Below are 17,810 nucleotides of genomic sequence, written 5' to 3'. Positions count from 1 at the left end.
ATCAATGGCTTCCCGGACAAAGGACCCTTTATGAAATCGCGATTTCTTATTAAATTTCTTGCGGTCTTTGCGATCCAAGCGAGCTTCTCGACAACATCAGCTCAGGCGGGATACGCTGATCTAATCATTGATGCTAACAACGGAAGGCTCCTGCGATCGCACAATGCGGATACGCTCAATCATCCCGCATCCCTTACAAAGATGATGACCCTTTATCTTGTTTTCGAAGCTCTACACGATGGTCGCCTTCGATGGGAACAGGATATCGTAATGTCAGCAAACGGTGCTTCTACCATTCCTTTTAAGCTAGATGTGCCAGTAGGTAAAACTTTCACGGTGGAGGAAGGCGTATATGGCATGATCGTAAAATCAGCCAATGACGTAGCCGAAGCAATAGGTGATCATTTGGCCGGTTCCGAATTGAAGTTCGGGCAAATGATGACGCGGAAGGCCAAACAGCTTGGGATGAGAAGTACGGTATTTCGAAATGGCTCCGGCCTGCCAGACGAGCTCCAGGTGACAACTGCCCGTGACTTGGCGACGCTTGCCATGGCGCTGATGAGGGATTTCCCGAAAGAATATGCTCTTTTCTCGACACGTCGCTTTTCCTTTAGAGGCAAGCTTGTGGAAGGTCACAATAGGCTGATGTACCGCTACAACGGAATGGACGGGATCAAGACCGGCTATATCAATGCATCAGGTTTCAACATAGTGTCTGCAGTCAACGATAACGGGAGACATGTTGTCGGCGTCGTACTAGGTGGCAAGACGGCTCGAAGCCGCGATGAACGCATGACGGCACTGCTGGATGAAGCAATGGCAGTTGCCTCGATTAAACGCGGCCCGGCGATTGCTCGGGCCTACGTGGAGATCCCAAAGAGAAATATTCCTGTACCGACTGCGGCGTTTAGAGCATACGCTGTAGAAACCGCCGCAGTTAGTCAAGAAGCGACCACGCGGATTTTAGTGGCCAAACGGAGGAATTGGGAAATCCAAATCGCGGCGACGGACACAGATCGATCCGCGCGAGACCTTCTTGCGAAGGCGCAGCTTGAAGCCCTCGCCAACTACTCCGAAATTTCCTCCTATACGCAGATGATCAAAAGCGGGACCGCCACGCTTCATCGAGCAAGATTTACCGGATTTGCTAGCCGCTCCTCCGCTATTTCGGCCTGCCAGTCGCTTAGGGATTATTCCTATCATTGCCTCGTACTTCCGAACTGAAGCGCGGGTCTTTTGTGATCCTGACGCGGCCAGAATATCTTAAGCATAAGATGAAAACGAAGCTTAGTTCCAACAGGAACGTTATCGGCCTACATTTCGTACGTGGGCAGATTCCATTTTCAAATGCAACGAGGACAATAATGGCCATGGTTTCAGGAGGATGGAATGGCCCGCTCTTCGAACTGGGCATAAGCGTACCGGTGGCGTCGAGAAACATTGGCGCCTTGATTTGAACGCCTGACAGGCGCGGCGTTGCGCCCGTTGCGAAGATTTTTGCCAGGTTCTGTTCGAAACTATCATGAATATCACCCTGGCCGGGGCCGACATAGGTCCCTGTAAACAGGTGATTTGTCGTGAAGCCGGCCAGCCGCGTCAGTAGAATGTCGGCTGGAAGCGTCGTCAGCTCGCTCGCTCTACGATCGTGATGTTCGACATATAGCGCTTACCGGTGCGCATTTCCGCCCGCTCGTCCGGGCTGTTCAGCACTCGGTTCAACCAGCCTTCCGGCAACAGCGATTCGATGAAGGGCGGCAATTTGCCGGGCGTGGTCTGGTGCACAAGCGGCGGGCCATCCGGATCGGATGCCTTCTATCGCCATTCGAAGCCATCATGCACCAAGTTGCCGATTGCGGCGCCATGCCACGCAACGATTAGATCGAGCGCAGCCTGGTTGGTAACGGCGACAGCGGCCGTTGGCTTCCGTTTTAGGAAACGCTCACCCGCACTCCCTTCGTTAAGCCAGTCATTGTCGCGGGCAAGCTTAAACACCGCATCGGCGGCGCTCTCCGGACTTCCGTATTCTTCGATCAGCCGTGCAGCGATTGCCTCTTTCATGTCTTCGTCAAATGAGGCCGCATGTTCACTACGGATGCGGAAGGCTTCCAGAAAACGCTGGCGCAGCGAAGACACGTCCACGCGGAACTCGCCCATGTCATCGCCGACCACCGCCTGGGCGACAGAGGGGTGGTCCGGCGCTTTGTTCTGAATGATTTCAAGCGCTCTGATACGCTGGCGCTGCACGCGGCGGCCGGTCAGAAACGGGCGGCCATCACGCATGGGGCCAAGCAGCACGGCGCTGGCGGCCGAGAGGTAGGCATTCGGATAGAGGTATTTGGCGATGCGCACCGCATGGGCGCGTACCGTCTGATCTATATCATCATCAGCGTCAACGTAGATGCCGCGCATGAGCTGGACCAGTTTCCCCAGCCTCCGCTTGGCGGTGGCTATGGGTTTTATCGATGTTTTCGCCAACGAGGGGCACAATATGGAACTTTCGCGTATTTCAGATACGGAAAAGTGACATCATTTACGTCGGGTCATCAAGATTACCGTCACTATCGGCCAGGCCGGGGCGCTGTTCGGGGCGATCCAGACCTCTATCCTCGGCGCCTTCGGCTGGTTCTATATGCTTTCGGTCGGCATCTTCCTGCTCGCGGTGCTGGTGCTCTGCTTCGGTCGTTTTGGACAATTGAAGCTCGGCCCGGACGATTCTGTCCCGGATTTCCGTTTCGTCTCATGGATCGCAATACTTTTTGCCGCCGGCATGGGTATCGCGCTTATGTTTTATGCCGTCGGCGAGCCGATGACGCACTTCATGGCACCGCCAACGGCCGAACCTCGCTCGATCGAAGCCATGCGAGAGGCGATGACCGTCACCTTCTTCCATTGGGGCATCCACGCCTGGGCGATATATGCGGTGGTTGGACTGTCGCTGGCCTATTTCGGTCCACAGCGCCCCGGAACATCAATCCGGTGTGTAGTTTCAGACAGAGCGTGGTGGCGGACGGGTTTAGCCGCTCACCACGAATTGCTTTCTGTTGCATGGTTTGAAGGAACGGTCGCATCCCAGCCTCTCTGTGAAAGAGGTGCAACAATGCAGAGCGGCACAGACATACACTACACAGCGAAAGAGCTTTCCGGTCATTACGAGTGAAGGCGAGGTAGATAGCAGGAGGATAAAAAAGACAAACGCAATCGCGCGAGTAAAGGCACGTCCGATTCTGACCAAAATCAGGAAAGGTCTGACACACCGATCACAGATTGACGTTCTTTGATGCTTTTTGTCGAGGCAAACGCCAACCAGTCGACCACAACGAAGCCGGAAATCATGGCTACATAGGCCTGCGCATTTGCGACAAGGACACCAACTGACGTTCGGCCAGGCCGATCAAAGCCACGAAAAAACAAGAAGGTGACGCGCAAGGACCCGCAGTGCCAACGTCGCGCGACAAACCGCACGCGTCTGTGGCGGGGCCGCCGGCTCATACCCCAACGCGACCGGCTGCGTGAGGTTCGGTTGCAGCAGCAGCTGTCCATCGAGAATGCTGAATTAACGATAGAATTCGGCTCGTCCGTCTGGCTGCGGTATCAGACACTCGCATGAGCAAAGTTCAGACGTTGCGGGCGTCCCCATAGCAACCTTGGCCAGCTGCACCACAGAAACACATCGAGGTACAGTGTCTGCTGAACATCCATTCGCCGCAGATCACTAAAGTCGTCACGGCGGCTAGGTATCCCGCCCATCAGAAGGCCGTGGATCGAGAAATTCAATCGGACATTTCGACATCCTGAGCGACCAAGCAGCACAATATAGACGTTCTAGGCTCTTGAAAGTCGTTCTTCCCTGATCCGGTTTGGATTGAATTGAACGCCCTAAATTCCGCACTTGCCGTTCTTCTGCTGCCAAATCCCTGATCAGGTTGACGCCGGTCCATTTATGGACCGGCGTCTGGATGGTTAGTTGGTATACTCAGGTTGCGCTTTCAGCTTTTCCTTGGTGGCATCGACATAAACTCTGACGTCGTCGCCCTTTTCGTTGCGCATGATGTTTGCCTGATTGAGAGGCACGGCGATACGATGTTCTCCCATCCCGAGGAACCCGCCGATATCTAGCACCAGTTGCTTGACCGTTCCGTCGGCGTTGAGGACCAGCTTGTCGACCTCACCGATGTCCTCGTCCTTCGCGCCGTAAACATGCGCTCCGGTAAGAGTTTCAGAGGTGAGATCCTTCATATCCGATGCGCGGTAGCCGTCTCGCTTAATGTCCGGACGGATCATCGCGGTGTTGTCAGCCGTTCCGGTCTGGGCAGGAGTCGTCGCCGTATTGTTTGCCATCGTGGTGCTTGGCGCCTTGTAAGCGGGCGCATCCGTCAGCATCTGCTTGTTTGCATTAACGACGAGGAAATAATCATCCGGACCGTCACCATCGCGCACGAACTTGACGTCCTTCATCGCGATGGCAACGTCTTTTTCGCCGATGCCAAGGAACCCGCCGACACCCAAAACGACCGCCTTCACTTCACCCTGGCGGCTCAGGATCACTTCGTTGATCTCACCGATATCATCCCAGTCCTTCTCAGCGCCCGATTTGACCATCATGTCAGCCGTAATCGGCGTTTCGGTCGCATAAAGGCGCATGCCAATGAACTTGGATGCCATGATGTCGGTTGGCTGTTGCTGGTACATCGCCATCGGTGCCATCGTCGCCGCGTAAGCCGTTCCGCTAAACAGTGCTGCGGCGAGGGCTGTGGCTGTAACAAACTTTTTCATGGGAATCTCCCCGTTTTTTTCGGTTGGCCCGATCGCAAAAAAATGCAACGGAGATTTTTGCACTGCGATAACACAACAAATCCGTTTTGAAATGAACGAGCCGGATGAACTCCGCTTATTGCTAACTGACAAGGGTCCGAATAGTTCCGATATTTGGTGAACGGGGACCGTTGAGGCGAGCAAACACGCGGCATGAGGCGATCAGGCCGACAAGAGAACAAGTGGACCTCATCCCGCATTGCCAGGGACATCGCATGTCGCTCTGGCATCGCATCCTGGTCCGCCGCTGCCGTAATGGTCGTGTGGCTGTTGTCCCATTGATTTTTCGTCAATCGGTTTGCGGTAGTCGGGCATGATGACAGCTCGACGCCGACCGAAACATCGCATCTCTATCGAAATCGTCGCCCGCGCAATCTGGCTGTCTTTTCAGTTCAATTTCAGCCTGCGCGAAGTCGAGGAAATGATGCTGGAACGCGGCGCGGCAGTATCGTATGAGACGATCCGTCGATGGTGTAGGTCCGCATGAGTTGATGATGACCGCGCGGTCGCACCGAAAAGCGCCTTCATGCAGCGACGTGTGGCATCTCGACGAAGCTGCGGTTCAAAGGGAGGTAGAAAGTGCTGCTGTGACGCGCCGAGGACCAAGACGGATATCGGGTTTGAAATCGTTCAGGTTCGCCGCAACACTAAAGCGGCCAAGCGATTGCTGGTCCGTTTTTATATAGCGCGACGCGATCTTTCATATTCGCTCGTCGCGCTCTAGATCTTTGTTTTTCCGCATGTCTTGATCCCGAAATGGGCAGCCACTTTCGGGAGACATGCTCTAAAAAAATAAGGGATTGGCGCCCAGCGCATCATCACCGACAAGCTGCTATCCTAGAGCGCCGCCCGCCGTCAGGTCATGCCCGCCGTTGAGCATCGCTCTCATTAAGGTCTGAACAACAGGGGCGAGAATTTGCATCTGCCATTTCTAAGCGTGAACGAACCCAGCAAGGATTTAGCTCGATTGGGTCGCTGTAAATTTACCTCGATCTTCTCAGCCGTCCGCCTTTCGATCCCGCTAAATCGCTACGCTGCCCAGATCAAATGCTTCCGCCAAGCTGCGACTATCCAATGGAGGATGGCCGCGCTGCAACGCGCGATATCCCTCCGCGCGGTTTGCAGGCTGACCCGCCAAGTTTGAGCGATCTCCTTTCCTTCGCACTGAAGCGCTCACCCGTCCTTGTCTGCTCTAAGAACCATAGTGGATTGTGGTTGAGAGGCACCTTCAAGATCTCTCTCGGAGACAAGATTAAGATCACGGCGGCGCCTGGTTCAGCGACCGTAGCGTAAACATAGGACCTCTGCTTTCCAAAAAAGGGTTGAACCTCTGGTGCGGTACGATTTATATCATTCCATGATATTATTGACCGGAGCACCTCGTCAGCGTGTCAGATGCACTCAATCCCCCATCCCTGCCGACTGACGAGGTCCTTGCGGACCGCCTGGGACTTTCGACGAAAGAATTCAAGCGCTACCGTCTGCAGAACCTCATATCGGTTTCCACGACCTCCGCGACCGGGAGCGACGGACTCCTGGTCACCTGCCAGCTCGGAAATAGGGTCTGGGAAGGCGTCGTCGTTGATGGAAGCGTCACCTCCGAACAGGTCAGGTTCATTCGCGGCAAGCGAGCGAGTAGTTCGCCTTCGACAGTTCGTCGCCAACCCTGACCCGACTCTCAGAAAGGAAAATAATGAAAAAGCTTGCCGGCCTCCTCGTCGCCGTATCGATGCCGCTTACCGCCTATGCTGCGCCCAGAATGGTCTCCCAGAGCGGCGACTGGGGCGTCTACTCCTTCAAGAGAGACGGAAAGCCCGTGTGTTACGCGCTCTCGGTGCCCAAGGAAGCCAGACCCGCCGACGTCGATCACGGGAACAATTACTTCCTGATCGCGCCAGCGGAAAAAGGCGGCGGCAACGAGCCAGAGGCCATCCTCGGCTACGCAGTGCAGGCCGGTTCGCGGGTGCAGGTATCGGTTGGCGAGAAGAAGTTCAAGATGGTCGTAAAGGACAATACTGCCTGGGTCTCCGACGCCACGCAGGAACCCGAACTCATCAACGCGCTTCGATCCGGGAGCCGCATGACCTTACAGGCGACGTCGGCTAGAGGAACGCGTACCAGCTACGAGTACTCGCTATCAGGGGTCACGGCTGCTTTGGAGCGCGTAGCTCGCTGCAAGTGAAGGAGGGCTCAACCGATCCCGAATGGAGCCTTGCTGTCAGGCGTCGCGAGTTCCCTCAGGCGGTGCGAACCGGTTCGGCCCTTGCCAGAAAGCAGCAGGTCCAGTTCGTGCTTCGAATTTCCAAACCTTAGCAGAAGGCGCTCCGCTTCGTGTCGGCCGATGCCGTAGCGTCGCCGCAGGCTTCCAACATCGTACCTGGGTTCAATCTCGGTTTCGTTCACCGATGGGGGAGGACTCTGTTCTTGTTGGGAACGCTGCATGATCAAAACTCCTTCAAGGGAGTAATGGATCTGACGCCCCGGCAGTTCCAGCCGCGGCATTATATATCACGTCATGATGTAGATGACCGTTGGATCTGCAGAAGGACGTAGATCGCGCCGCCCCAGATTGCGGCGACGAACAGGGCGACGCTCGTTAGGATGAGTTTGATGTCAGGGGACATGATCGACGGTCAACGCCGTAGGCAGTCCACGTTCCGCAGGCGTTCAGTTCGACGTCTTGACCAGTGCGGCCCGAGACACCTCGGACGGGGCCTCGCCAGGGATCGACGCTATAGCAAACATGACCGCGACGTAGCTTGCGAACACCGCGGAAAGGATGACGCTATTGGTCAATCGTTCGCTCCTTTGTATCATGTGATGACATTCTTTAACTGTTCGCGCATAATGTCAATCCTGAATGCAGCATGAACAGTAGGGGGAGGCGGATGGCTTTGGGAAGAATTCTGATCGTGGAGGACGACGCGCTAATCGCGGTGGATCTTCGAGATATCGTGGAGAGTTCCGGCTACGAGGTCGTGGGGATTGCCGATAGTTTCGAGAGCGCGCAGCGGCTTGCCCCGTTTGCAACCATCGCCCTGGTCGATGTCAACCTTCGCGACGGGGCTACCGGACCGAGGATTGCGCAATACCTCGCGAACGACTTCGGCGTCGCGGTGGTCATGGTCACGGCCAATCCCGAGATGATCGTTACCGATCTTTCGAAAGTCATCGGCCTGATATCGAAACCCGCCCAGCCGAAACTGATCGGTAGCGTTCTCGAATACCTGAGGACGATTCGCGAGGGCGGGCGCGGCTCGCCGCCAGAAGGGATGCGTATCTTCGCGTGAAGGAGGGCGCGACACCATGATCGACAGACGTGCAGAGCTCGGTCTCTGGCTGGGCCGGCTGGAATCCATCCTGATCGAACGAGGAGTGCTGAACGAGGACAGCGAGGTCGCCTTCAATGTCAGATCACAGTTTCCCGAGGACGTCGAAGAGGCGCTGGATGGTTTCATTGAGAACCCGGTGGAGCTTGTCGGCCTCCTCAAGATCTGCCGCGACGCCCGCGATGGACGACCGTTGTCTCCCGCAGTTCTGATGGCGGCACATCTTATGACCAAGGAGATACTGCTGGCATTGCAAGGGGCCATGGGCGCCGGACGGTAGGGGACTTCCAAAGAAAATGGCCCGTCCGAAATCATTTCGGGCGGGCCTCGCGCCAACCAAGCATCTCATCACGCCTGGTCGAAACCTAGCTGTCGGTAACTGGGGCGTCTCCTCCCGATCGCGGCAGTTCCTTCATCTTGACGAGTTGGTCGGCGCACGTGTCGGCCGCATTCGTGACGGTCCCGTCGATCCCCGCGACCGTCGCCCAGCCGCCTTCGGTGATGAAGTCTTCACGCTGCCACGAAGACTTCGCCTGCAGGGCCTTCAGGTTTTCCTGTGCATTGCTGGCGCTCACGAAGTTATGGACGCAGATGCTTGCGACCAGATCCGCCTTGGCGTTACGGACGGCAATCTCCGTCATGACGTTCGCCCTGCCTGATGTCGTCCAGCCGCCCCAGGTGAAGCCGAGCACCATCGTCAGAGCCGAGGCGCCAACGATCGACCACCCCCAAAGAGTCTTGGAAGGCCGGTATCCCGACCAGCCACTTTCGCCATTTTCCATAGCTGTTCTCCTCTGGTTTATATCATAACATGATACAAAATCGAGGGCAGAGGTCAATCACGCAGTGATCAAAAAACGGTGACGCCGGTCAGGCGAGCTCGGTGACTTGTCGCAGTCGCGAGAGGGATTCTGCCAGGAGCGGTTCATTCTCGAGCATGCCGTCGACATGGATCTTAGCCAGAGCTTCAAGAACCTTCTCGCCCTTGGTGGTCATGACAATCAGCACGCTCCGCTTGTCGTCTTCAGCGGGTATCCGTTCTGTCAGGCCTGCCAAACACATGCGGTCAACGAGCTGGACCGCGCCATTATGGTGCATCAGCATCTGTTCAGCGAGATCGCGAAGCCTCACTTTCCAGTCCGGCGCCGTGCGTACTACAAGAAGAGCCTGATACTGCTGCGAAGTGACGCCCGCCTCGGCGAGCGCAGCGTCGCTGAACGACAGGAACCGTCTCATGGCGAGCCGGAAGCCTGCGAGGCCATCATAGACTTCGTCAGCCAGGCCGGATGTCCGGCGTCCCGATCGAGGCATTCATTAGTCCTTCCAAAAACGTCATGATGTGATATAAATGACGAACCAAGCCAGGAGAACGGTCAGCGAGTGCGGCCGATGCGGGAGACGGTGCAAAGCGCCGGCGTCGGCTGATCACTCGCGGACCATATTCTCCCGATGGTGGCAAAAAGACTGTGCCAATTTCGTGACGTCGCGAGAAAATTAAATCGTGTTTGAACCGCCGAAGCGATTCCTTCTAGCTCGATTTCAGGCTCGAAGCGCCTGCGCGATTGCCTTTCCATGCCTGGAAGCTATCTGACCTTGTCTCGAAGAAGGGGGCACCATGAACTCGCGCTTGATTTGGTCGATATCGGTTCTGGCGCGGCGGATCTGGTTCAGGGCCACGCTGTTCTCCCTCGCGGCAGTTGCCACCGCCCTCCTGGCGATCGTCGTCACACCCTACATTCCGACGGACCTGTCGACGAAGATCGGTGCGGACTCGGTCGACAACATCCTCGGCATTATCGCTTCAAGCATGCTCACCGTCACGACATTCTCCCTTAGTACGATGGTCTCGGCGTATTCGGCAGCCACAAACAACGTCACGCCTCGCGCGACCCGGCTCGTCATGGAGGACAGCACGACGCAGAACGTGCTGGCAACCTTCGTCGGCTCGTTTCTATTCAGCCTTGTCGGCATCGTCGCCCTGACCACGGGCGCCTATGGCGAGCAAGGCCGGGTTGTTCTCTTCGTTGTCACGATCGGCGTCATCGTGCTCATAGTGGTGACCCTTCTAAGATGGATCGACCACCTGTCCAGATTGGGCCGGGTGACCGAGACGACACGTCGGGTGGAAGAAGCGACGCTCGACGCCGTCAAAGCCTCGCGAAAATCCCCGAACTTCGGTGGGAGTGCGCTCGACGGAGACAGTCTTACGCCCAGTACCGACGACACACCGTTTTTCACAAATGAGATTGGCTACGTGCAGCACCTGGATGCAGCGGCGCTCGCAAAGATCGCCGACGAGAGTAAGTTCGACCTGGTAATCGTCGCGATGCCTGGCAAGTTGGTCTCGCCGGCCCGGCCGCTTGGATGGCTTCGGGGAGCCGTCGGCGAGGATGTTCTGGATCGGGCCGCTGCCTGCTTTTCGATCGGCGACGTCCGCTCCTTCGATCAAGACCCGCGGTTCGGAGCGTCGGTACTGACCGAGATTGCGTCGCGCGCTTTGTCTCCTGCCGTCAACGATCCGGGAACCGCCATCGACGTCATTTCGCGCGCGATGCGAATTCTCCACGCGTGGCATGACGCGAATAGCGAGGCACCTGACGAAATCGTCTATCCTCAGCTCCATGTCGCGACGCTGTCGGCAGCCGACCTGTTTGACGACCTGTTCACCCCAATCGCCCGCGACGGCGCGGGCCTTGTAGAAGTCGGACTTCGACTTCAAAAGACCCTCGCAATGCTTTCGAAACTTAGCGCGGAATTTCAGGCAAACGCCGTGCGCCATTCGAAGGAGGCGCTCGACCGTGCGGCCGCGGTGATGCAGGTCGAGGCCGACATGGAGAGGCTGCAGGCCGCTGCCGCCGCAATCGCCGCAGACGACAAGCATAGTTGAGTGGCAGAGCGAGGAGGGTCCATGCCGTCTCAACGTGAACGCCGTCGATCACTGGTCTCGCTGTTAGGCAGTTGAGCCCGCCGACCACGTCCGCGAAATGTTTGTACTGCCGCGCTTCACTTAACAGATCTGCTATCGATCTGAAGACGATCTCGTCACGCTGCTGACAGGAACCTGCGTCCGAATGGCGTCCATAAGAATCAACGCGTCGTCCTCGATAACGGTTGACTGATGCGGACGTCGCGGACTTGCCCGCTTTGATCGACGTCGCCTCGTGCAGCGTATCTAAGGGGTCCAGGGAACAAGTTCTCCGAGCCTCGCTGGCCAAAGCCCCAGATCGTCCTTCACCGCAATTGGCAATGCGTCTCTCTGTTTTACCAGCAAGGCTTGATGGATGGCCGCTTCGAGTGGCTCGGCCTGACCTGGATGAGATTGATCTTTGACCGCCAGTTCACCAGTGATTCCGGCTTCGTCGCCAGCAACGATGATGACGTGCCCCGGATAGGCCGAGGCGGTTTTGCTATCCACCAAGTCGAATCTTTGCATCTCTTTTCCTTTGTCCAAGTCTTCGGCATCCATCGAGGCTTCTGAAAGAATCTCGAACCGCACCTCCTCGATGGTTCGTCCATCCCCTCGGAGCCTGACGATCCTAGCAATTGTGGCATAGGCCTTCGGATCGCCTTGGTTGACTGACGAACGCCTGCACCACTCGTCAAGAAGAATGCTCACAGCCACAAGCTCATGAGCGTCGATCGCGGCCTCTGGACGCCGATTGAAGGCAGGAATTAAGAACCCGATGAGTTTCAGGAATATCGCAGTGGCTGAAAATATCATGCGGTGATATTAAGTCATTTTCTGACCTGAGGAAAATGACAATACCGCGAGCGATCCACATGACGGTACACGGATATTTCGAGTTGTCGTCATCTATGAGAGTCCTTAGACGTTTGTAAAAGTTGCAGGTAACGAGCGTGTTCTTGATGTTAGAACCGGTCGGTGTAGTCGCGCACGGTCGTCGTCCGTTCAGGTTCGAGTTGACTTCGGTTCCTTTTCCGCCGCGCGTCGCGCCCGGATGGCCGCCGCGATGAAGACGCGCGACAGACCATGGTAAAGCGGTTCGCGGGACAGGATGCGTGATGTCACGTAGCCGATCATCGATACCGCCATGATCGGGATCACCGCCTGGTGGTCGCCAGTCATTTCGAGAATGATGACGAAGGCCGTCATCGGCGCTTGTACGACGCCTGCGAAGTAACCTGCCATTCCAAGGATTGCTGCAAGGGTGATGCTGGTGCCGAGCAGGGAGCCGACGGTGCTGCCAAAACCAGCGCCGACGGCAAGAGACGGCGCGAAGATGCCGCCCGGAATTCCCGACAGCATCGACAGGAAGCTGGCCGCAAGCTTCTCGACGAAGAAGAGCAGTGGCAAGGAGTTGCCTTCGACCGCTCCGCGCGCCTGTTCGTAGCCGGTGCCAAAGGTCGTGCCGCCGGATGCAACGCCGATGACAGCGACCGCCAAACCGCAGCAAGCCGCAAGCGCCAGCATACGCGTTAGCGGTTGGGGTTGCGCCCAGCGGCGGATCTTTTGGCCGAAATGCAGTGCGAAGCCACTGAAGGCGGCACCCAGCGCGCCGCCGCCGACGCCACAGATCAGAACCGGTCCCCAGTCGCGCAGCTCGGTCGGCGCGGCAGACGCCATGCCGAAATAATTGTAGCTGCCGGAAAGCCCGAGCGCCGCCAGGCCGGAAAGGATGACCGCTGTCAGCACCAGTCCGTTGGCTCGCGATTCATAGGTTCGGCTCATTTCTTCGATGGCGAAGACGATACCAGCAAGCGGCGTGTTGAAGGCAGCCGCGATACCCGCCGCCGACCCCGCCAAGATCAATCCTCGCGCCTGCCCTATACCGCCAAAGCGGGCAACGGCGAGCATGATCGAGGCGCCAACCTGCACTGTCGGTCCCTCGCGCCCGATCGAGGCGCCAGAAAATAACCCCAGCACCGTCAACACGATCTTGCCGAATGCGATCTTCAGCGACAGGAGCCGTGTCCGGTCTTCTGTTTCGTGCAAGTGCCGCGCGGCGATCGCCTGCGGAATGCCACTGCTTCCTGAATTCGGAAACAACGTCGCCGCTACATAGGCCGACAGCATGAATCCCACGGGCGTCAACACCAGTGGCAGCAGGAAAGCCCATTCACCTGCCGAGGTGACGGACTCGAATGCGTTCTGCGCCAGATCCGCGAGCTTGGCGAAACCGACGCTGATCACGCCAATCGCCAGCGCTCCGCACCAGAAAACAAGTCGTGGTTTCCAAAGCGAGAACGAGCCCCAGATCACACGGGAACGGCGGAGGAGCTTGGAATAGCGGTAACGGCTTGGCATGGCGGCTCGGTACGTGACGCAGGTTATGAAGTCTTCTACCGCCAAAGGTTCCCGAAGATCACCCCTAAAAAAGAAAAGGCGCAGGTCGGGGGGTGGGGTTGAGCCATCCGAGTCTCGGAGGACGCTGTGCAAAGCGCGTTCGAAGCAGGGGAACTTTATACATTATATCACGTTATGATGTAAATTATGCGCGCGTTATCGACACTTCTCGTGCCGAGGTCTGTCGCATGGAAGACGGTGAGCACCAGAAAAACTCATTGACGGTACTAAGAAGTGTTCCCGTATTGGTTTCATACTCTCGCGATCATTTGTCTCTGCCTTGGTGGGGTGTCGGTGGTAATCGTCCTTTCAGATATCTTGCGGCATCCGCAGCGCATGGCAGTCATGAACGTCGTCTGGCCTGTGACGGCGATCTTCGGAACGCTTCCCCTGATGGTCCTCTATTATCGCTATGGCCGCCTCACCAGCCAGGAGGCGCACCACCGGGCCAAGGCGCTTGACGAGAAGATGCCAAGCATGACGGACACGCCCTTTCCTGTCATGGTTGCCAAAGGGGCGCTGCACTGCGGAAGCGGCTGTATGATCGGAGACGTCGTGGCCGAATGGCTGGCGTTCCTTGTCCCCGCCGTCGCTGTAGCTTTGGGCTGGCAGACCCTGTTCTCTGAAAAGATGTTCGCGGTGTGGATCCTAGACTTTATATTCGCATTTGGGCTCGGGATCGCATTTCAGTACTTTGCCATCGTTCCCATGCGTGGCCTGTCGCCAAAGGAAGGGCTCAAAGCGGCTGTAAAGGCGGATACGTTCTCCCTGCTTTCCTGGCAGGTCGGCATGTATGGAGCCATGGCTTTGCTGCAGCTCTGGATCTTCCCGGCCGCCTTCGGCGTCAAGGCGGAGGTCAACAGCTGGGAGTTCTGGTTCGCCATGCAGATTGCAATGATCTGCGGCTTCGTTACGAGCTATCCGGTGAACTGGTATCTGGTGTCGGTCGGCATCAAGGAGAAAATGTAACGTGGCGCATCACCATTCCGATCAGCACGGCGGTGGAGGCCATGGATCCCCCGAGGACTTCGGCCGCGCGTTTGCCATCGGCATTGCGTTGAACCTGGTTTACGTGATGCTTGAGGCGGCCTTCGGCCTATATTCCGGATCCCTTGCCCTGCTGGCCGATGCGGGCCACAATCTTTCCGATGTGCTTGGTCTGGTTCTGGCCTGGGGAGCCGTTTGGCTCGGCAAAAGGCCACCATGGGGCCGCCAGACCTTTGGATTCAAGCGCAGCTCCATCCTTGCATCGCTCAGCAACGCCATTCTCCTGATGCTTGCGGTGGGCGCCATCACCTATGAGGCGATCCGGAGACTTCTGGAGCCGGAGCAGGTCGCCTCCTCCACCGTGATCTGGGTCGCGGTGGTCGGCTTGTTCGTCAACGGCTTCACGGCCTACCTTTTCTCCGCAGGCAGCAAGCAGGACCTCAACATCAGGGGTGCCTTTCTACATATGGCCGCCGACACCGGCGTGACCGTCGGCGTCATCTTTGCCGCTTTGCTTATCAGCTGGACTGGCTGGCTCTGGCTTGATCCGGCCATCAGCCTCCTGATCGCCGCGGTCATTCTCGTGGGAACCTGGTCCCTTTTGCGAGGCTCTACCATGCTTGCAATGGACGCCGTGCCGCCGAACCTGGACCTTGCAAGCATCCGAAAGCAGCTATGCGAAGCGGACGGGACCGTCATTGAGGTTCATGATCTCCATGTATGGGCGCTGAGCACGACCGAAACGGCACTCAGCGCCCATCTTGTCTGCTCGGAAATGGAGAAGGGGCAGAGCCTTCTGCGAAAGCTGCCGGGGCAGCTGGAGCAGGCATTCGGGATCCGCCATACCACACTACAACTTGAAACGCCTGCCACGGCGGAGGCATGCCCGCTCCGTTCGACGGAAATCGTCTGAGGACGGGCGAATTCTCGTAACGCAGCTAACCACTGCCTTTGAACGTCAAAAGCATCAACAACGGAGCCTGATTTCATGTCTAAAGAGGACACAGTTGACTATGATGGACCAGCTGGCGGCTGGGGCTCTCTGAGGGGCGTCGCCTCCGTTTTTGGAGGGGAATGGGCGACGCCGGCGGCGTTGGAAACTTTGCGGCGCCAGAACAAGCCGGGCGGCTTTATGTGCGTCTCCTGCGCCTGGACCAAACCGGCCGACTACCATCCTTTCGAGTTCTGCGAAAACGGCGCCAAGGCGACGCTATGGGAACTCACGAGCCTGCGCTGCACACCACACTTCTTCTCCAACCACTCGGTAACGGAATTGCGTGGCTGGAAGGACTACGATCTGGAGCAGCAGGGACGCCTTACCCATCCCATGCGCTATGATCGCGAGAGCGACCATTACGTGCCATGTTCCTGGGAAGAAGCCTTCAACGCTATAGGCGCAGAGCTGAAGCAACTCGACCCGAAATCGGTGATCTTTTACAGCTCGGGCCGAGCGAGCCTCGAAACCTCCTACTGCTATGCCCTTTTTGCCCGGCTCTACGGCCACAATAACCTGCCCGATAGTTCCAACATGTGCCACGAGACAACATCGGTCGGCCTCAAGAAGGTCATCGGCTCTTCAGTCGGCACTTGCGTTTACCAGGACTTCTCGGCCTGCGACGCCATCTTTTTCTTCGGACAGAATACCGGCTCCAACAGCCCGCGCTTCCTCCATCCGCTTCAGGAAGCTGCCAAGCGCGGTTGCAAGATCATCACCTTCAACCCGGTTCGGGAAAGGGGGCTGGAATTCTTCACCAACCCCCAGAGCCCCGTGGAAATGCTGACCGGCAAAGAGACCCAGATCTCCAGCCAGTATCACCAGGTCAAGGCTGGCGGCGATATTGCCGCCCTTATGGGCCTGTGCAAGCATGTATTCGCCAAGGACGACGAGGCCAGGGCACAAGGGCGCAGTGTGCTCGACCGTGATTTCATCGAGAGCCAAACAAGCGGCTTTGACGAATTCGAGCAGCGGGTGCGTTCCATCGGATGGGACGAGATCGTCCGCGGGTCGGGCCTGGAGCGTTCCGCGCTCGAAGCGGCGGGCCAGGTCTATGTGGAGGCCGACAAGGTCATCGGCGTCTACGGCATGGGGCTGACCCAGCAGGTCCACGGCTCGGACAACATCGCCATGCTGGTCAACCTACTGCTCATGAAGGGCAATATCGGTCGCGACGGCACCGGCATCTCCCCCGTGCGTGGCCACTCCAACGTACAGGGCCAGCGCACGGTCGGCATTTCCGAGAAGCCGGAACTGGTACCGCTGGACAAGCTCGCAGCCCTGTTCGGGTTCGAGCCGCCCCGCGACAAGGGCATGAACACGGTGGAGGCCTGCGAGGGCATGCTAGCCGGCAAGGTGAAGGGCTTTATTGGCCTCGGCGGCAATTTCGTGCGCGCCATCCCCGAACGGGACGCCATGGAAAAGGCCTGGCAGACCATGCGCCTGACGGTGCAGATCGCCACAAAGCTCAACCGCAGCCACCTGATCAATGGCGAGGTCGCCTATCTTCTGCCCTGTCTCGGACGATCGGAGGAGGACAAGCAGGAAGGAGGCCCGCACACGGTCACCATGGAAGACAGCCTGAGCTGCATCCAGGGATCCATCGGCAGGCGCAAGCCGGCAAGCGAGCATCTGCTGTCCGAACTGGCGATCGTCGCCGGCATGGCCAAGGCGACGCTCGCGCCCAATCCGAAGGTCGACTGGGTCGGCTGGGTCGGCGATTATGGCAAGGTCCGGGACCTAATCGAGGAGACCTATCCGGAGGAGTTTCATCGCTTCAACGAGCGCATGTTTACGCCTGGCGGCTTCTATCGCGGCAACAGCGCCCGCGAGCGGATCTGGAAGACCGAGAGCGGCAAGGCGAATTTCAGCGCGCCGGAAATGCTGTCAGCGACCGGGTTCGAAGACAAGCCCGGCCGGTATCGCTTGATGACGCTGCGCAGCAATGATCAGTTCAACACGACGATCTACGGCTATAGCGATCGCCTGCGCGGCATCGAAGGCACGCGCGACGTCCTTCTGATCAACCCGGATGAGATGCAGCGGGCGGGTCTCCAGGAAGGGCAGGTCGTATCGCTGGTAAGCGATGCGGGAGATGGCGTGGAACGCCGGGTTGGCGGCCTGAAGGTGCTTCCCTTTGCTCTGCCGGATGGCTGCCTCGGCGGTTATTACCCGGAGCTCAATCCGCTGATCCCGCTATCGCATTATGACAAGCTGTCTAAGACTCCAGCCGCCAAGTCCGTTCCGGTGCGCATTGAAGGCTGAACAGAACCGGCGACGCATGGGGCAAACCCGATGCGTTGCCGCTGGCTCTTGACTCGAAAAACATGGCCGCTCTCGGCCCTACCCGGCAGCGGCCTTGTGTTGTTTCGCAACTTAAGAA

15 protein-coding genes and 3 pseudogenes are annotated in these 17,810 nt (G+C 57.7%); 10 read left to right on the top strand and 8 right to left on the bottom strand.

Annotated features, from left to right (window positions below):
* Positions 1 to 30 precede the first annotated feature (30 nt).
* Positions 31 to 1,224, top strand: coding sequence for a serine hydrolase (locus tag ACVTFQ_RS28465; RefSeq protein ID WP_470424341.1), 1,194 nt, complete (start codon positions 31 to 33; stop codon positions 1,222 to 1,224).
* Between the two features lie 118 nt (positions 1,225 to 1,342).
* Here ACVTFQ_RS28465 and ACVTFQ_RS28460 read toward each other — a convergent pair.
* Positions 1,343 to 2,488 (bottom strand): annotated as a pseudogene (locus ACVTFQ_RS28460) (type II toxin-antitoxin system HipA family toxin); the annotation flags it as partial.
* Positions 2,489 to 2,542: 54 nt separating this feature from the next.
* Here ACVTFQ_RS28460 and ACVTFQ_RS28455 point away from each other — a divergent pair.
* Positions 2,543 to 2,950 (top strand): annotated as a pseudogene (locus ACVTFQ_RS28455) (BCCT family transporter); the annotation flags it as partial.
* A gap of 1,010 nt (positions 2,951 to 3,960) precedes the next feature.
* Here the strand turns inward: ACVTFQ_RS28455 and ACVTFQ_RS28450 are convergent.
* Positions 3,961 to 4,773: a PRC-barrel domain-containing protein gene (locus ACVTFQ_RS28450; protein ID WP_470424340.1), complete on the bottom strand. Its 813-nt coding sequence runs from the start codon at positions 4,771 to 4,773 to the stop codon at positions 3,961 to 3,963.
* Positions 4,774 to 5,596: 823 nt separating this feature from the next.
* On the opposite strand from ACVTFQ_RS28450, the pseudogene ACVTFQ_RS28445 reads away from it, so the two are divergent.
* Together ACVTFQ_RS28445 and ACVTFQ_RS28440 are read left to right on the top strand one after the other, a co-directional pair.
* A pseudogene (locus ACVTFQ_RS28445) lies at positions 5,597 to 5,701 on the top strand (IS6 family transposase); the annotation flags it as partial.
* 804 nt (positions 5,702 to 6,505) lie between these two features.
* A complete protein-coding gene (locus ACVTFQ_RS28440) occupies positions 6,506 to 6,994 on the top strand; it encodes an invasion associated locus B family protein (RefSeq protein ID WP_470424339.1) in 489 nt (162 codons plus the stop codon).
* Positions 6,995 to 7,002: 8 nt separating this feature from the next.
* Here ACVTFQ_RS28440 and ACVTFQ_RS28435 read toward each other — a convergent pair whose 3' ends face one another.
* A complete protein-coding gene (locus tag ACVTFQ_RS28435; protein WP_470424338.1) occupies positions 7,003 to 7,254 on the bottom strand; it encodes a hypothetical protein in 252 nt (83 codons plus the stop codon).
* A 225-nt stretch (positions 7,255 to 7,479) separates the two neighbouring features.
* Positions 7,480 to 7,608 (bottom strand): hypothetical protein, encoded by a 129-nt coding sequence (locus tag ACVTFQ_RS28430; RefSeq protein ID WP_470424337.1) that lies wholly within the window; start codon positions 7,606 to 7,608, stop codon positions 7,480 to 7,482.
* 71 nt (positions 7,609 to 7,679) lie between these two features.
* Between ACVTFQ_RS28430 and ACVTFQ_RS28425 the strand changes: the two genes are divergently transcribed.
* Together ACVTFQ_RS28425 and ACVTFQ_RS28420 are read left to right on the top strand one after the other, a co-directional pair.
* A complete protein-coding gene (locus ACVTFQ_RS28425) occupies positions 7,680 to 8,102 on the top strand; it encodes a response regulator (protein ID WP_470424336.1) in 423 nt (140 codons plus the stop codon).
* Positions 8,103 to 8,118: 16 nt separating this feature from the next.
* The gene (locus tag ACVTFQ_RS28420) at positions 8,119 to 8,421 is read left to right on the top strand and encodes a hypothetical protein (RefSeq protein ID WP_470424335.1); all 303 of its coding nucleotides are present in this window, start codon (positions 8,119 to 8,121) and stop codon (positions 8,419 to 8,421) included.
* An 85-nt stretch (positions 8,422 to 8,506) separates the two neighbouring features.
* Here ACVTFQ_RS28420 and ACVTFQ_RS28415 read toward each other — a convergent pair whose 3' ends face one another.
* A complete protein-coding gene (locus ACVTFQ_RS28415; protein WP_470424334.1) occupies positions 8,507 to 8,923 on the bottom strand; it encodes a hypothetical protein in 417 nt (138 codons plus the stop codon).
* An 88-nt stretch (positions 8,924 to 9,011) separates the two neighbouring features.
* Complete coding sequence (locus tag ACVTFQ_RS28410; RefSeq protein ID WP_470424333.1) at positions 9,012 to 9,452, bottom strand: MarR family winged helix-turn-helix transcriptional regulator; 441 nt, start codon at positions 9,450 to 9,452, stop codon at positions 9,012 to 9,014.
* Positions 9,453 to 9,756: 304 nt separating this feature from the next.
* Between ACVTFQ_RS28410 and ACVTFQ_RS28405 the strand changes: the two genes are divergently transcribed.
* A complete protein-coding gene (locus ACVTFQ_RS28405) occupies positions 9,757 to 11,028 on the top strand; it encodes a DUF2254 domain-containing protein (protein WP_111564665.1) in 1,272 nt (423 codons plus the stop codon).
* A gap of 285 nt (positions 11,029 to 11,313) precedes the next feature.
* Here the strand turns inward: ACVTFQ_RS28405 and ACVTFQ_RS28400 are convergent, their stop codons facing one another.
* Positions 11,314 to 11,862: a hypothetical protein gene (locus ACVTFQ_RS28400; protein ID WP_283193565.1), complete on the bottom strand. Its 549-nt coding sequence runs from the start codon at positions 11,860 to 11,862 to the stop codon at positions 11,314 to 11,316.
* A 189-nt stretch (positions 11,863 to 12,051) separates the two neighbouring features.
* Positions 12,052 to 13,407 carry a chloride channel protein gene (locus ACVTFQ_RS28395; protein ID WP_470424332.1) on the bottom strand — a complete coding sequence of 452 codons (1,356 nt, stop codon included), beginning with the start codon at positions 13,405 to 13,407 and terminating at the stop codon, positions 12,052 to 12,054.
* A 273-nt stretch (positions 13,408 to 13,680) separates the two neighbouring features.
* On the opposite strand from ACVTFQ_RS28395, the gene ACVTFQ_RS28390 reads away from it, so the two are divergent.
* The 3 genes from ACVTFQ_RS28390 to ACVTFQ_RS28380 all read left to right on the top strand — a co-directional run bounded on the left by ACVTFQ_RS28390 (position 13,681) and on the right by ACVTFQ_RS28380 (position 17,692).
* Positions 13,681 to 14,415 carry a DUF4396 domain-containing protein gene (locus ACVTFQ_RS28390; RefSeq protein ID WP_111564667.1) on the top strand — a complete coding sequence of 245 codons (735 nt, stop codon included), beginning with the start codon at positions 13,681 to 13,683 and terminating at the stop codon, positions 14,413 to 14,415.
* 1 nt (position 14,416) lies between these two features.
* On the top strand, positions 14,417 to 15,346 hold the full coding sequence (locus ACVTFQ_RS28385; RefSeq protein WP_283193563.1) for a cation diffusion facilitator family transporter: 930 nt from the start codon (positions 14,417 to 14,419) through the stop codon (positions 15,344 to 15,346).
* Positions 15,347 to 15,421: 75 nt separating this feature from the next.
* Positions 15,422 to 17,692: an FdhF/YdeP family oxidoreductase gene (locus tag ACVTFQ_RS28380; RefSeq protein WP_470424331.1), complete on the top strand. Its 2,271-nt coding sequence runs from the start codon at positions 15,422 to 15,424 to the stop codon at positions 17,690 to 17,692.
* The last annotated feature ends 118 nt before the right edge of the window (positions 17,693 to 17,810 follow it).

This window comes from Rhizobium sp. O111, from assembly GCF_055616315.1.
Note: the sequence above shows the minus strand (reverse complement) of the source record. Positions and strands in the feature narration are given on the sequence as shown.

Excerpts from the sequence above, each read along its gene's own strand:
- ACVTFQ_RS28465 (WP_470424341.1), top strand. The coding sequence starts at position 31 with ATGAAATCGCGATTTCTTATTAAATTTCTTGCGGTCTTTGCGATCCAA.
- ACVTFQ_RS28450 (WP_470424340.1), bottom strand. The coding sequence starts at position 4,773 with ATGAAAAAGTTTGTTACAGCCACAGCCCTCGCCGCAGCACTGTTTAGC.
- ACVTFQ_RS28440 (WP_470424339.1), top strand. The coding sequence starts at position 6,506 with ATGAAAAAGCTTGCCGGCCTCCTCGTCGCCGTATCGATGCCGCTTACC.
- ACVTFQ_RS28435 (WP_470424338.1), bottom strand. The coding sequence starts at position 7,254 with ATGCAGCGTTCCCAACAAGAACAGAGTCCTCCCCCATCGGTGAACGAA.
- ACVTFQ_RS28425 (WP_470424336.1), top strand. The coding sequence starts at position 7,680 with ATGAACAGTAGGGGGAGGCGGATGGCTTTGGGAAGAATTCTGATCGTG.
- ACVTFQ_RS28420 (WP_470424335.1), top strand. The coding sequence starts at position 8,119 with ATGATCGACAGACGTGCAGAGCTCGGTCTCTGGCTGGGCCGGCTGGAA.
- ACVTFQ_RS28415 (WP_470424334.1), bottom strand. The coding sequence starts at position 8,923 with ATGGAAAATGGCGAAAGTGGCTGGTCGGGATACCGGCCTTCCAAGACT.
- ACVTFQ_RS28410 (WP_470424333.1), bottom strand. The coding sequence starts at position 9,452 with ATGCCTCGATCGGGACGCCGGACATCCGGCCTGGCTGACGAAGTCTAT.
- ACVTFQ_RS28405 (WP_111564665.1), top strand. The coding sequence starts at position 9,757 with ATGAACTCGCGCTTGATTTGGTCGATATCGGTTCTGGCGCGGCGGATC.
- ACVTFQ_RS28400 (WP_283193565.1), bottom strand. The coding sequence starts at position 11,862 with ATGATATTTTCAGCCACTGCGATATTCCTGAAACTCATCGGGTTCTTA.
- ACVTFQ_RS28395 (WP_470424332.1), bottom strand. The coding sequence starts at position 13,407 with ATGCCAAGCCGTTACCGCTATTCCAAGCTCCTCCGCCGTTCCCGTGTG.
- ACVTFQ_RS28380 (WP_470424331.1), top strand. The coding sequence starts at position 15,422 with ATGTCTAAAGAGGACACAGTTGACTATGATGGACCAGCTGGCGGCTGG.